The organism is Lichenicoccus sp., from assembly GCF_965276875.1.
In the GTDB taxonomy this organism is placed as follows: Bacteria; Pseudomonadota; Alphaproteobacteria; order Acetobacterales; family Acetobacteraceae; genus Lichenicoccus.
In genome coordinates this window covers 537,093-550,020 of the sequence record NZ_OZ255701.1, presented here as the reverse complement: position 1 = coordinate 550,020, position 12,928 = coordinate 537,093, and the positions used below count along the sequence as shown (strand labels likewise).

Sequence of the window (12,928 nt, the reverse complement as noted above, 5' to 3'; positions counted from 1 at the left end):
AGCCGACCGGCAGACATAACTTCACAATGTTGATTTCAAGGGTTGGACGAAGGTGTTCGTCTCGCTATTCCAGATACGGCGTCAGTACGACTTCGATCCATTTCATGAATGCGCGAACTCGGCGCGACAGATTGCTCCGATGTGCTACGACGAGGGACACGGCGAGCGCCCGGCGACGAAAATCGGGTAGGATCTCCACAAGCGATCCACGCTGCAAGTATTGGCCAATCCCCAGGAGCGGCGCCTGAATCACGCCAAGGCCGGCGAGGGCAGCGGCGTCGTAGGTCTGCGCGCTGTTGACGTGTAGCGCACCCGGCAACTGAAGCGTCGCGTAGCTGTCGCCGTGCGGATATTCCCATCCAATGGGTCGGGCACCCAGCAACGTCGAAAAATGAATTGTCCGATGTTCCTGGCGAAGGAGATCTTGCAGCGATCGAGGGACTCCATGGCGCGCCAGATAGGCGGGACTGGCAGCGTTGACCATGCGCAACAGGCCCAGCGGGCGGGCAATCAACGTCTCGTCCCGTATGGGGCCAAGCCGCAATACGCAGTCAAACCCCTCTTGCACCAGATCGACTTGCCGATCCGTGCTCGACACCTCCAACTCCAACTCTGGGTGAGTCGTCATAAAACCCGGCAAGGCCGGCACGATCGTTGTGCGCGCCACCTCGGTCGGAAGATCGACCCGTAGGCGCCCGCGGAGTGTCACGTGATCGCCTGCGAACATCGCGTGCAGGTCATCGACTTCAGCAAGCAGATCGCGGGCGCGGGCATGAAATGCGCGTCCGTCCTCGGTCAGTTGCACGTTGCGCGTCGTTCGGTGCAGGAGCCTGACACCGACATCTGCTTCCAGCTTGCGGACCGCCGTTGAGGCCCTCCCCTTTTGGATGCCCAGGCTATCGGCCGCGCGGGTGAAGCTGCCCATTTCCGCTACCGTCATGAAGATGCGGATGGGTTCGAGATTCTGCATCTTCGTGCCTCGGAATTGTTCACCACAGAGAGAACAGTCTGTTCCTTTTGTCGGTGTTTATCATACCTATTAGGCACAGTAAGCCCGAAATCAGGTAGCCCCTTCGGAGAATGACAAGTGTCCGAAACCATGAAGCTTCATCAAGTGCCTCAGACCATGAGCTTGCATCGCGCCCTGTGGGCCGGCCGGATAATGAGCGCGTTTGTCGTTATCGCTTTGGTGGCAGACGGCACTATTCAGCTTTTCGCGCCGGCACAGATCGCGGGCATGTTGCGGGAAACCGGGTTCGCGATGGACCTGACCCGTGTCGTGGGTCCGATCATACTCGCCTGCGCCATCCTCTACGCCATCCCAGCCACCGCCGTCCTTGGCGCGATCCTGGTGACGGGCTTTTTGGGGGGTGCCATCTGCGCCCATGTCCGCATTGGTGAATTGGGCTCGCCGCCGGAAATCTTCTCCCTGCTTCTGGGCGCGATGACATGGGGCGGCCTCTACGCGCGCCTTCCCCGCATCCGGGCCATTTTGCCGCTCATCCATTGAACCGACAGAGGCAGTTCTCTGTCCCTCAAGATCAGGAGAAATCAAATGTTTTTAGTAACGGGACTCACGGGACAAGTTGGCGGTGCAACCGCAAAACATCTGTTGGCGCACGGCAAAGAGGTACGCGCGCTCGTCCGTAATCGGGAGAAGGCGGCTAACTGGGCGAGCCAGGGCGTGGAACTTGTCGACGGCGATTGGAATGATCCGGCAGCCATCGAGCAAGCGCTCAAAGGCGTCGAAGGTGCGTTCGTCATGTTGCCGGCTGTATGGGCGCCCTCGCCTGACTACAAAGAAGCAAAAAGCGTGATTGCAAACTATATCGAGGCGCTGACCAAGGCAGCACCACCGCGGGTGGTAGCACTTTCGTCGATGGGTGCGAACAGGACGAGCGGGCTCGGGATGATCACGGCCTTGTCGCTTCTGGAACAAGGTTTTCGCGGCCTGGTATCGCCAACCGCATTTGTGCGCGCAGGTGGTTTTTTCGAGAACTTCCTCTACGGCTTGCATGTCGCGCAGGGCGGGACGCTACCCGTCTACTACAATCCCACAAGCCGGAAATCGACCATGGTCGCGACGAACGACATCGGCATGGAGGTCGCAGCGCTTATGACCGGGCCAGCGTGGTTTGGGCAGCGCGTCGTCGAGCTCGGTTCGATGGTCACCGCGGACGAAGTCGCGGAGCAGTTGGGTGACGTCCTTCAACTCACCGTGAAAGCTTTTGCGGTCCCGCGTGCAGGTTGGGCGCAAGCGTTCGAGCAATTCGGCATCCCGAAGGGCCACACCGGACCTGCCGAAGAAATGTTTGAGGCCGTGAACGCGGGATGGATGGACCTCGGAGCCGAGGACACGGAGCACGTAGCGGGCACGACGTCCGCACGGGATGTATTCGAGGCTGCACGGAGCGGCGCCAAGCCGTAGCTCCGGGCCGGATCAGGCACGATGCGGAGACTATGCGCTTCTGCGTCGGACGCTCATTTACCTTCGCTGAATATACCTCCACCCTACCGCGGAATCAGCGCGCGACCACAATCGCCTGCGGCGGGTTGAGCGGGCCCTTTTGCGCGCCGACCCATTCCCGCCACAGCAGGATCAACGCCGCCATGATCGCCGGGCCCAGGAACAACCCAAGCAGCCCGAATCCTTCCGCGCCACCCAGAATGCCCAGCAACACCCACAGGAACGGTAGCCGCGTCGAGCCGCCGATCAACACGGGCCGCACGAAATGGTCTGCTACGAAGCTGACCAGGAAGCCCGCGACCAGGATCACGATGGCGCCCACCACCTTGCCCGTTGCCAGCAGTGCCAGAGCCGCAATGCAGAATCCAATCGCGGCGCCGAAAGGCACCATCGCCAGCAGCGCGGTTAGCAGCCCAAACAGCGTCGGATGCGGAACCCCGAACCCCCAATAGAGCAGGCCGAGGATCAGCCCCTCGCCGAGCCCGACCAGCACCAGGCCGGTCACCGTGCCGTGCACCGAGTTGATCACCTGGCGCCCGACATCTTCGCCTGCCGGTCCGAACAACCGCCGGCTGCCGACCCGGAGCTGTCCCGTTACGTCCTCCGCCTGCCGCAGCAGGAAGAACAGGGTCAGCAGCATGAAACCCAGCAGCACCAACCGATGCAGCGCTTGCGCGCCCAACTCCCGGCTTGCCCGTACTGTCCCGGCACCCATGGCGTGGCTGGTGAGCTGTGACACCTGTCCGGGATTGCCCAGCTTCTGGTTCCACAATGTCGTCAGCTGCGCACCATGCGGCAGCTTTTGCAGGATCGCCGGCGCCGGGATGCCCGACTGCCGCGCCTGCTCGGCCCACTGCGTCACCGCGTGGGCGTCGCCCGCCAGCGGCACCGCCACCATCAGCAGCGGCACCACGAAGACCAGCACCACGCCGCCGACGAACAGCATCGGCAGTGCCTCGTGCCGGTGCCTCGGCCAACGTCGCGCCGCGCGCTCAAACAACGGCCACAGCCCGATCGCGAACACCACCGCCCAAACCAGTGCCGGCAGGAACCCCTTGAGCACAAACAGCCCGGTCAACACGAGGATCGCCAGCGCCACCAGCCCCGACCGGGTCTGCGACCCCGACATTTCGACCTCCCCGTCGAGGGTGAAGGTTCCCGGCTTCTCTATGCGCACCTGCTCCTTGGCCAACTTGGCTCTCCTCCATACTCAAACAGCGACTGATAAGTACTCCGACCCGGTGCCCCTGGCGATCGCAGGGCGCCCGCAATCGATTAATCAGCCAAGGACGGCTTCATATGAGCCGACTGGCTTCTACCAGTGATACCCAGCACGTGCGACCCTGGAACCTGGCATGGTTGCCCGCCGGGTCGACGAGGCCACGGCAAATAGGAAATCAATTACGTGGGCCGATCACAGCATCGGCATGCCGCCAGTCACTGGGATGAGTGCGCCCGACATGTCGCTTCCTTCCCGTGCTGCGAGGAGGACGTAGGCGCCCGCCAGTTCGGCCGGCTGGCCGGCACGGCCGAGCGGCGTCTTTCGTCCGAGCGTCTGCATCGCCTCGGGCGATTTTGCGATGGGCTGGATCGGTGTCCAGATCGGCCCCGGGGCGACGCAGTTCGCCCGGATCCCGGCTGGCGCCAACAGGTTCGAGAGCCCGATTGTCAAGCTCGCGATGGCGCCCTTGGTGGCCGAGTAGACGATCATGCCTTTGCTTGCGACCTTCGCCCGCACGCTTGTCGTGTTGATGATGGAGGCGTGGGGCCGCATGAGCGAAGACGTTGGCTCGGAAGGCGCCCTCGACATCGGTGCCGGGGATATCGGCGAGATTCTCGTTGATGGTTTGAGGCGCGGCATCGTTGACCAGGACGTCGATGCGGCCAAAGGCCCCGACCGTCTTTTCAACGAGTGCCTGGCATCGGGCCGCATCACCGATATCGCCCGGCAACAGCAGCCAGCGCCGTCCCGCTTTCTCCACCCAGCGCCGCGTCTCCTCGGCATCGCTTTGCTCATCCGGCAGATAGGAGATGGCCACGTCCGCACCTTCACGCGCATAAGCAATGGCGACGGCGCGGCCGATCCCGCTGTCGCCGCCGGTGATGAGCGTCGCCATCCCGGTCAACAGGCCTTTGCCGACATAACTTTCCTCGCCGTGGTCCGGCTTGGCGTGCATGTCTGCTTCCAGGCCAGGCGACGGTTGCTGCGGCTCGTTCGAGAAGCTGGTCGGTTCGCTGGTTCTGGGATCCTGGGTCATGGGGCAGGGACGCGCGACCATAGCAAACGTTTCACCCATGAAGGTGCTTATCAGGAGTTCTCCGCCAAACTCTGTCAGGAGCAAGCGGTCAGCTGGCGCAGGTAGAGGACGTAAAGGTCAGCCACGCAGCCGCTCCGCAAACTGCGGCAATCCCTGGTTCGCCAGGACATCAAGGTAGGCTTCAAACGATGGTGCGCTTCTGCTGAGGTTTGCGTGCGCTGCACCCGCCGCTGCCCGTAACAGATCTGGGTCACCGTCGAACAGCTTGCACATGAATGCGTCCGGATGGACCGCGACGATGCCGAACGGAGCCAGCGCCGAAGCCGGAAAATCTCGCAGGTTCTTTGTCAGAATCGTCTCAGCGGTGGAAGTCAGCGCCGCTGCAAGGACGTGCCGGTCGTCAGGATCGGGGAGGGTCAGATCTCCCATACGGGTTTCCCAGCCTTGCACTTCGGCCTCAGGCAAAACGCTGTTCATCAGATCAAGCGTATGAACTAGGCGGTCTTCTGACACTCTGCCGGTTGCGGCAAGGTTGCCGATCCATTCCGCATTGATGCGCGCCGTCCATCGTGGCGTAATGATCGAATCCACACCGAACTGGATCAGCAGGTTCCGCAGGTGGAAAGGGTAAAGCACGTTGGCATCAATGACGACGCGTGGTGGCAGGCATGGCCTCTCAGAGGCCATGCGTTTGCTCAAGATCCTCCGTATCGGCGGCCAATGCCTTCAACGCTTGTCGTACAGGTTCCTCCCGCGCACGCAGGGCGAGCACCTCCGTCAGCCGAATACGCCGGTGCGAGCCAACGCGCCGGAATGGCAACAAGCCAACGTCCATTCGGCGGCGGATAAGGGGACGGGAGATGCCTAGAATGCTGGCTGCGTCCTCGGGTGTGACCTCCGCATCATCGGCGAGCATAGTGACACCATCGCTCTCGGATAGCCGGTCGAGAAGATCGGCGAGGGCAGGCAGCGCGGAGGCAGGAAGTGTCAGTGTCTCCCTTGTCCCATCGTCGCGCACGAGTTGAAGATCGGCTTGCGCCGCCGCCCGGAGCGCCGTGGCCCCACGCGCGCCGCTAGGGCGCTCGGCAGGCGGCAGGGAGTGTCGGAGTGGCGACTGGATCGGCATGGTTCGACACTACCAGTTATCTGGAACATCTGGAAGAGCTTTCGTGAGGCTGAGCCGGTTCTGCTGTTTGAGGCCGCGCGCCTCTTCTGGTCCTGTCTGGCAGGGGTCGGAAAAGCCGAGGGGTTTTCGGTCCGCAAGCCTCCGTGATCACGTGTAGCCCGCAGGATTGTGCGACTGATCCGAACGCAGTGCGTTGGGACGGCACCAACCACGGGAGACGACCATGAAGCTCTATTATTCACCGGGCGCTTGCAGCCTCGCCGACCATATCGCGCTGCACGCGGCGGGTCTGTCGTTTGATCACGAGAAGGTTGATCTCAAGACCAAGCGGACGGAAGGCGGTGTCGATTTTACGACGGTCAACGCCAAAGGCTACGTGCCGGCGCTGACGCTTGATTCGGGCGAGACGCTCAGCGAGAACATCGCAATCCTGGACTGGATCGCGCGTCAAGACAGCAAGCTCGCGCCGTCGGGACCGATGGGGCATACGCACCTGCTGCAAGCCCTCGCCTTTGTCTCGACCGAAATTCACAAGAGCTTCAAACCCTTCTTCGCCGGCGGTGGCGACAGTGACAAGGCAAAAGCGGGCGCGCTGATCGGCAAGCGCATGGGGTATTTGGCCGATACGATGAAGGGCGATTATCTGTTCGGCTCCGCCGTCAGCGTGGCCGATTTCTACCTGTTCACCATGCTGCTCTGGGCGCAGAAGTTCCATGTCGAGCCGCCGGCGCCGCTGGTGGCATATCGCGAACGCATGATGACGCTTGCGTTCGTTGAGAAAGCGATGAAGCACGAGGGGCTTGTCTAGAGTCATAAGACAAGCACTTCCCGCGCCACCTGGCGTGGGAGTAGTGCTCTAGGATACTGATGAGCGAGCAAATATATCCCTAGCCGGGGCTGAAGCTGGCGGAGGATGACGTTCCTGATACATCATCCTCCTTGCCTGGTCAGGCGAAATGCGATGCCAGATCATGTTCCGGCGTGTTGGTCAGGTCCTTGCTGAGGGACTTTCCCAGTTTGGCCGATGCTGCCTTGTCGAGGGCTTCGCGGATGTCGTGCAGGACATGCGCCGGGGCCGCGAGGATGATCTCATCGATCCTTCCGGTGCGAACGGCCTCGTTCAGTCGCGCCGCGACCTGTCTCGCGAAAGTTGCTTTTGCCTGATCATGCGGATCGGATTTCGGCGCCTTCAACTGGCTGCTGCCGGCGCTGGCGTCGTCATCGGTATCCCCATGACCACTCGCGTCGAACTGCTGGACAGTGCGCAGATCGCTGCTGTCGCCGGTCAGGATGCGGGCCTTGCCGCCATCGGCTACCACATACCAGGTGTTACCCGTGCTCATGTCGAATTCTCCTTCTGCCTGAGCGAAGAACGCGCCTTCAGGACAACTGTTCACCGGTATCGCCGTTGGCGTCCGGCGCAAGACCAGAAGAGGTCGCATGAAAATCCTGCTCATCTTCATCACCGTTGCCGCGGGAGTCGGGAGCGCACTCGAGTCCGGCAGCAATTCCATGTTGCAGAAGACGCTGTCTTCGCTGTTATGGTCTGTCGCATTGGTTGCGGTGGTGTCGGTCGTCGTCGGCCTGCTCCTTGCGGCCCTGTTCGGCGGCCCGCTTCCCAGCGGGAAACTCGAAGAGGCGCCATGGTGGGCGTGGCTGGGCGGGTTGTTCGGGGTGCTCTTCCTGTTTGCGACCGTCTACGTCTCGCCTAAGCTCGGAGCGGGACCTTTCGTTGCGACAATCGTCACGTCGTCCACCTTCATGTCCCTGGCGATGGATAATTTCGGGCTGATGGGATTCGAGGTGCACAAGGCCGGCGTCGGGCGCATCATCGGCGGCCTGCTGATGGCAGCCGGCGTGGCCTGCGTCGCCGCGTTCTGAGTGTGCCTTCGATCAGTCGCGCGGGCGTGGGAGCGGTAGAGAGAGGGTGAGACCTTGCCGCGACGCTCCGGCCATGCTTAAAGCCGCGTCTTCCCTGCCGGGGTGGTGGCATCCGCTCCGGCTATACCCATGCCCGTTCGCGGGCGGCCGCGTGGAATGGTTCGCAGCGGTTCGGGTTGAAGCCATCCGAAGGGAGCAGACATGCCATTTTACGAGTGCGTGCTGATTGCGCGCAACGATGCGACGCAGCAGCAGGTCGAAGCGATCGCCGAAGGCATCGCCATCCAGCTTGAAGGTGAGGGCGGCCAGATCCATAAGCGCGAATATTGGGGCCTGCGCACCCTTGCCTACCGGATCAAGAAGAACCGCAAGGCGCATTATTTGCTGCTCGGCCTTGAGGCCAAGCCCGCCTCGCTCAATGAGATGGAGCGCCAGCTTGGACTGAACGAGGACGTACTGCGCTTCCTGACCCTGCGTATCGAGGCGATCGACGAGAACCCGTCGGCGATCCTGTCGCGCAAGGGTGACGAGCGCGAGCGTGGCTTCCGTGGGCCGAAGCCCGCCGGACGCTTCGATAGCGGCCGCAAGCGCGGCTACGACGATCGCGAGGAGTTCCGCGCTCGCGACGAGGGTGCCCCGCCGCGTCTCCCACGCGAGCTGGCGGAAACGGAGTAGCCACGATGTCGGACACCACAGACGTAAGCCCCGCTCAGCGGCGCACCGCCGTCGGCGCCCGCCGGCCGTTCTACCGCCGGCGGAAGTCCTGCCCGTTCTCCGGCCCGAACGCGCCGGTGATCGACTACAAGGACGTGCGCCTGCTGTCGCGCTTCCTCTCCGAGCGCGGCAAGATCGTGCCAAGCCGGATCACCGCCGTCTCGGCAAAGAAGCAGCGCGAGCTGGCGCAAGCCATCAAACGCGCCCGCTTCCTCGCCTTGCTGCCCTACATCCTGACCTGAGGGGAGCATCTCATGGCTGTGACCGAACTGATCCTGCTCCAGCGCGTCGACAAGCTGGGACAGATGGGCGACGTGGTGAAGGTGAAGCCCGGCTTCGCCCGCAACTTCCTGTTGCCGCAAGGCCGCGCGATCCGCGCCAACGCGCATAACCGTGACCGCTTCGAGCGCGAGCGCATCCAGCTCGAGGCGCAGAACCTCAAGCGGCGCGAGGAGGCCGAGCGCCTGGCCGAGCGGGTCAGCGGCATGACGGTGGTGATCATCCGCCAGGCCGGCGACTCCGGTAGCCTCTACGGCTCGGTGACGCCGCGCGACATCGCCGTCGCCGCCACCGACGCGGGACTGGCCATCGGCCGCCAGCAGGTCCAGCTCGACCACCCGATCAAGAGCCTCGGCCTGACCGAGGTGCGCGTCGGACTGCATCCCGAGGTGGTGATCCGCATGACCGTCAACGTCGCGCGCTCGCCAGAAGACGCTGAGCGCCAGGCACGCGGCGAGGCGAGCCGCGACGTTGAGGAAGATGACGACGATATGGTCGAACTGAAGGCTGACATCGGCTCCTCGGAATTCAACCCGACGTCCTGACCAGCTACTGGTGGGGCCGGGGCGGCGCGATCGCAGCCAGGAACGCCTCGGCGCTGCGGCTCGGCGTCCGCTCGGCGTGCAGTAGCGAGCGAAAGGCGCGGCTCGGCAGGCTGAACGGCACTGCGACCAGCAGGCCCGCCTCGATCGCGGGGGCAGCGACGGACGCCGAGATCGCCGTCGCAGCACCACCTGCCTCGACGGCGGCGCGCACGGCTTCGTTGGAGGGGAGTTCGAGCGTGATGGTCAGCGCCGCCGGGTCGAGGCCCGCCGCGGCGATCGCCGTCTCGAACTCCGAGCGCGTGCCCGACCCGGCCTCGCGCATGACCCACGCCGACCCGGGCAGGTCCGAGGCCGCCAGATCGCCGCTTCGTTCGGCCCAGGGGTGGCCGGGCGCGACCACGACGATCAGTTGGTCGCGCGCCACATCGCGCGCCACAAGACCCGGATGGTCGATGGTGCCCTCGATCAAACCGATCTCCGCCGTGCCTTCGCGCACCGCGCGCACGACATCGGTCGTGTTGCCGACACGCAACTCCAACTCGACCCGCGGGTGGGTGCCGCGGAATGCCATCAGGTGGCGCGGCAGCCAGTAGCTGGCGATGGTCTGGCTGGCGTGCAGCCGCAGCGTGCCGCGACGCAGGCCGCCGAGTTCGGCCATGCGCAGGCGGGCCAGGTCGGTGCGGGCCAGCACGGCGCGCGCCTCGTCGAGGAACAGCCGGCCCGCCTCGCTGAGTTCGATGCCGCGTCCGACCCGGTTGAACAGCTTGACCGCGAAATCATGCTCCAGCGCGTGGATGGCGCTGCTCACCGCCGACTGCGTAAGAAGCAGCGCCTCGGCCGCGCGTGTGACGTGTTGGCGTTCGGCGACCGCGACGAAGATACGCAACTGTTCGAGCGTCATGCGCGCCGAACAAACGATCGATCCGATCGATCATACCGATGCCAAACCCGGGCTGGTTCGATGCATCTTACGCAGGCACCGTCACCAGGCCATGACGCCATGGCGAGAGGGCCTGTCCTGATGCTGCGGTTCTTAGCCAAATGCGCGCCTGGGGTCGGGTTGTGTATCGGTGTGACACTCCTGGCGATGGCGCTGCAGTTTGTCGAGGTGCGCCTTGTGGGGCAGCCTTTTCTCGAGGCGCTCGTGCTGGCGATCCTGCTGGGGGTGGCGATCCGTATTGTCTGGGCACCAGGGCCGCTTTGGTCGCCGGGCATTGGGTTCAGTGCCAAGATCCTGCTCGAGATCGCGGTGATGCTACTGGGCGCCTCGGTCAGCGTCGGCGCTGTCGCGGCCCTCGGGCTGGCGCTGCTGGGCGGCATCGTCGCGGTGGTCGCGGTGGCGATCGGCGCCAGCTACGTCATCAGCCGCCTGTTTCGCCTGCCGTGGCGGATGTCGCTGCTGATCGCCTGCGGCAATTCGATCTGCGGCAACTCGGCTATTGCGGCGGTGGCTCCGGTCATCGGCGCAGATGCCGACGATATCGCCTCCTCGATCGCCTTCACCGCGGTGCTCGGAGTCATCGTCGTGCTGCTGCTGCCGCTGCTCGTCCCATTGCTGCATATGTCGCTGTCGCAATATGGGGTGCTGGCCGGTCTGAGCGTCTATGCGGTGCCGCAGGTGCTCGCCGCGACCCTGCCGATCGGCGCCCTGAGCAATCAGGTCGGCACCGTGGTCAAGCTGGTTCGGGTGCTGATGCTCGGTCCGGTGGTGCTGGCGGTCTCGCTGCTGATCGGCCGTAGGCACGCCGGCACCAGCGGCCTGAGACTGGGCCAGCTGGTGCCCTGGTTCATCCTCGGCTTCCTGGCCGTGGCGGGCCTGCGTGCCGTGGGACTCATTCCGCCGATGGCGATTGCGCCGCTCAAGACGGTTGCGGCACTACTGACCACGATCTCGATGGCAGCCCTCGGTCTTGGCGTCGATGTGCGGGTGGTGGCGCGCGCGGGAGCCGCGGTGACGACCGCGGTGACCCTATCGCTTCTGCTGCTCTGTGGCATGAGCCTCGCGTTGATCTGGGCCCTGCACGTGCCCTAATGGCGCGCCGCTGCTGAAGTCGCGGCCAAGATACAGCGGCAGGATCATCGCCGGACGTCCGGCATGCAGCAGCATCACCTCGGGCAGCGGCTCAATCGCCTGAAAGCTGCCGCCAAGCCGGGCCCGGATGCCGCGAAGGGTGTAGCGTGGTGCGACGATCAGCATGTCCTGGCCGGCATCGGCGCCGGTCCGGGCGATCACCCCGTATTCGCGGGGATCGCGGCCGAGACACACCACCTTGGCGGCACCACCGAGCGCATAATCGACCTTGCCGGCGTCGTGCCAGCGCACGGTGGCCACGATCAGGCCAGGGTGCGCAAGCCAGCCGCGACGCAGCAGGGCTTGGCGCAGCGAGGTCCAGTCCACGGCGCCCATGTCTGGGTCATGGCCCAGCCCGAAATCCTCGATGACGTCCGGCAGCCAGTTGAAGCGGACCTCGGTCCCGGCCACCACGACGCCGACGAGTGCGAGGCAGGCAGTGGCACCCACGGCGGCGCGCAGGGCAGGATGGACACGTATGCGGGCCGCGATCTGCGCGCCGAGCAGCGGCAGCAGCATCACGTAGCCGGGCGACGCCCAGTGGAAGAGCACCCGTGTGCGCAGCGAGATCAGCAGGAACAGGACGATGGCGGGCAGCGCCAGGCACGCCAGCAGCCATTGCCGCGGATCGGCGGGCCTGGCGGCGGAGAGCCGGTCGCGCACCGCCAGCCCCAGGCAGAGCATCATCGGCGCCCAGATCCAGGGCAGCAGGAACAGCGACTGCCCGGCGAGCGTGGTGAGCGGACCGAACGGGTGCCAGCGGCCGCCGGCCGCCCGTCCCCCCTGGAACAGCAGCGACATCCAGCCATGCCGCGCATTCCAGATCAGCACCGGCGAGAACACCAGCAGCGCCAGCATACCCGCGACATAGGGGTGCGGGCGTCGCAGCCAGCGCCTGCCGCCCGGTGTGGTCAGCAGGAACAGCACGGCGCCGCCCACATCGAGCACGGCGGTGTATTTCGAGAAGAGCGCGAGGCCGGTGCACAACCCGACGCCGAGCCAGCGGCGCCACGATTGCGCCGTCTTTGCCGGCTCGAGTGCCGCGGCGAGGCAGAGTGCTGCCGCGAGCAGGGCGGCCAGCATCGGCCCATCGGGAAGCACCCAGCTCGCCGTGGTGATGCCGAACACGGGTGCGAGGTTGAGCAGGACCGCCGCCCAAAACCCCGCGCGGGCATCAAACAATCGGCGCGTGAGCGCGAACATCAACCAGGTCGTGCCGCAGAACAGCAGCACGAATGGCAGCCGCACTACGAAGGGGCTGTCATTGCCGGCCAGGTGTGCTGCCGTCCAGGCCATCCACCAGGCGGCCGGCGGATGGTCGAAATAACTGAGCTGCAGGTGCCGGCCGGCGGCGACCATGTAGCTCTCGTCGATGCCGAGCCCGAGCAGCCAGGCGAACCCCAGCCGTGCCAGCAGAGTGGCCGCGATCAGGCCGGCGAGCGCGCCCGCGGGTGTGCGCAGCCACTCCGCAAGCCTGCCGAACGACGCCTCTCGCCGGATCGGCGACGCGGCTGCGAGGGACGCCATCGGGGTTCCTTCCTGATCATTTCAGTCTCGACGCCACGAGTGCTGCGTCAATGCAACAGG

General features: G+C 64.8%; 15 protein-coding genes and 1 pseudogene. 8 read left to right on the top strand and 8 right to left on the bottom strand.

Annotation, left to right across the window (positions count from 1 at the left end; genetic code table 11):
• Window positions 1–64: 64 nt before the first annotated feature.
• Complete coding sequence (locus ACQY4K_RS02755; RefSeq protein WP_428393225.1) at window positions 65–970, bottom strand: LysR family transcriptional regulator; 906 nt, start codon at window positions 968–970, stop codon at window positions 65–67.
• A gap of 117 nt (window positions 971–1,087) precedes the next feature.
• Here ACQY4K_RS02755 and ACQY4K_RS02750 point away from each other — a divergent pair, with 117 nt between their 5' ends.
• Together ACQY4K_RS02750 and ACQY4K_RS02745 are read left to right on the top strand one after the other, a co-directional pair.
• The gene (locus ACQY4K_RS02750; protein WP_428393223.1) at window positions 1,088–1,510 is read left to right on the top strand and encodes a DoxX family protein; all 423 of its coding nucleotides are present in this window, start codon (window positions 1,088–1,090) and stop codon (window positions 1,508–1,510) included.
• Window positions 1,511–1,555: 45 nt separating this feature from the next.
• Window positions 1,556–2,428 (top strand): NmrA family NAD(P)-binding protein, encoded by an 873-nt coding sequence (locus ACQY4K_RS02745; RefSeq protein ID WP_428393221.1) that lies wholly within the window; start codon window positions 1,556–1,558, stop codon window positions 2,426–2,428.
• 94 nt (window positions 2,429–2,522) lie between these two features.
• Here ACQY4K_RS02745 and ACQY4K_RS02740 read toward each other — a convergent pair whose 3' ends face one another.
• From ACQY4K_RS02740 to ACQY4K_RS02725, 4 genes and pseudogenes are all read right to left on the bottom strand, one after another.
• Window positions 2,523–3,659 carry an AI-2E family transporter gene (locus ACQY4K_RS02740; protein WP_428393219.1) on the bottom strand — a complete coding sequence of 379 codons (1,137 nt, stop codon included), beginning with the start codon at window positions 3,657–3,659 and terminating at the stop codon, window positions 2,523–2,525.
• Window positions 3,660–3,881: 222 nt separating this feature from the next.
• Window positions 3,882–4,584, bottom strand: a pseudogene (locus tag ACQY4K_RS02735) (SDR family oxidoreductase).
• A 258-nt stretch (window positions 4,585–4,842) separates the two neighbouring features.
• Window positions 4,843–5,412: a PIN domain-containing protein gene (locus ACQY4K_RS02730; RefSeq protein ID WP_428393217.1), complete on the bottom strand. Its 570-nt coding sequence runs from the start codon at window positions 5,410–5,412 to the stop codon at window positions 4,843–4,845.
• Window positions 5,402–5,641, bottom strand: a complete 240-nt coding sequence (locus ACQY4K_RS02725) for a helix-turn-helix domain-containing protein (protein ID WP_428395924.1) — start codon at window positions 5,639–5,641, stop codon at window positions 5,402–5,404. The genes ACQY4K_RS02730 and ACQY4K_RS02725 overlap by 11 nt, the downstream gene beginning before the upstream one ends.
• A 433-nt stretch (window positions 5,642–6,074) precedes the next feature.
• Between ACQY4K_RS02725 and ACQY4K_RS02720 the strand changes: the two genes are divergently transcribed.
• Window positions 6,075–6,659: a glutathione binding-like protein gene (locus tag ACQY4K_RS02720; RefSeq protein ID WP_428393215.1), complete on the top strand. Its 585-nt coding sequence runs from the start codon at window positions 6,075–6,077 to the stop codon at window positions 6,657–6,659.
• Window positions 6,660–6,798: 139 nt separating this feature from the next.
• Here ACQY4K_RS02720 and ACQY4K_RS02715 read toward each other — a convergent pair whose 3' ends face one another.
• A complete protein-coding gene (locus ACQY4K_RS02715) occupies window positions 6,799–7,293 on the bottom strand; it encodes a host attachment protein (RefSeq protein ID WP_428393213.1) in 495 nt (164 codons plus the stop codon).
• Between ACQY4K_RS02715 and ACQY4K_RS02710 the strand changes: the two genes are divergently transcribed.
• The 4 genes from ACQY4K_RS02710 to rplI all read left to right on the top strand — a co-directional run bounded on the left by ACQY4K_RS02710 (window position 7,292) and on the right by rplI (window position 9,270).
• Window positions 7,292–7,732: a DMT family transporter gene (locus ACQY4K_RS02710; protein WP_428393211.1), complete on the top strand. Its 441-nt coding sequence runs from the start codon at window positions 7,292–7,294 to the stop codon at window positions 7,730–7,732. The two genes, ACQY4K_RS02715 and ACQY4K_RS02710, sit on opposite strands and share 2 nt — an antisense overlap.
• A 201-nt stretch (window positions 7,733–7,933) precedes the next feature.
• A complete protein-coding gene (gene rpsF, locus ACQY4K_RS02705) occupies window positions 7,934–8,407 on the top strand; it encodes a 30S ribosomal protein S6 (RefSeq protein WP_428393210.1) in 474 nt (157 codons plus the stop codon).
• Between the two features lie 5 nt (window positions 8,408–8,412).
• Window positions 8,413–8,688 (top strand): 30S ribosomal protein S18, encoded by a 276-nt coding sequence (gene rpsR, locus ACQY4K_RS02700; RefSeq protein WP_428393208.1) that lies wholly within the window; start codon window positions 8,413–8,415, stop codon window positions 8,686–8,688.
• A gap of 12 nt (window positions 8,689–8,700) precedes the next feature.
• Window positions 8,701–9,270 carry a 50S ribosomal protein L9 gene (gene rplI / locus ACQY4K_RS02695; protein WP_428393206.1) on the top strand — a complete coding sequence of 190 codons (570 nt, stop codon included), beginning with the start codon at window positions 8,701–8,703 and terminating at the stop codon, window positions 9,268–9,270.
• A gap of 4 nt (window positions 9,271–9,274) precedes the next feature.
• Here rplI and ACQY4K_RS02690 read toward each other — a convergent pair whose 3' ends face one another.
• Window positions 9,275–10,171 (bottom strand): LysR substrate-binding domain-containing protein, encoded by an 897-nt coding sequence (locus ACQY4K_RS02690; protein ID WP_428393204.1) that lies wholly within the window; start codon window positions 10,169–10,171, stop codon window positions 9,275–9,277.
• 120 nt (window positions 10,172–10,291) lie between these two features.
• On the opposite strand from ACQY4K_RS02690, the gene ACQY4K_RS02685 reads away from it, so the two are divergent.
• Complete coding sequence (locus tag ACQY4K_RS02685; RefSeq protein ID WP_428393202.1) at window positions 10,292–11,302, top strand: YeiH family protein; 1,011 nt, start codon at window positions 10,292–10,294, stop codon at window positions 11,300–11,302.
• Here the strand turns inward: ACQY4K_RS02685 and ACQY4K_RS02680 are convergent.
• The gene (locus tag ACQY4K_RS02680) at window positions 11,240–12,868 is read right to left on the bottom strand and encodes a glycosyltransferase family 39 protein (RefSeq protein WP_428393200.1); all 1,629 of its coding nucleotides are present in this window, start codon (window positions 12,866–12,868) and stop codon (window positions 11,240–11,242) included. The two genes, ACQY4K_RS02685 and ACQY4K_RS02680, sit on opposite strands and share 63 nt — an antisense overlap.
• Window positions 12,869–12,928 lie beyond the last annotated feature (60 nt).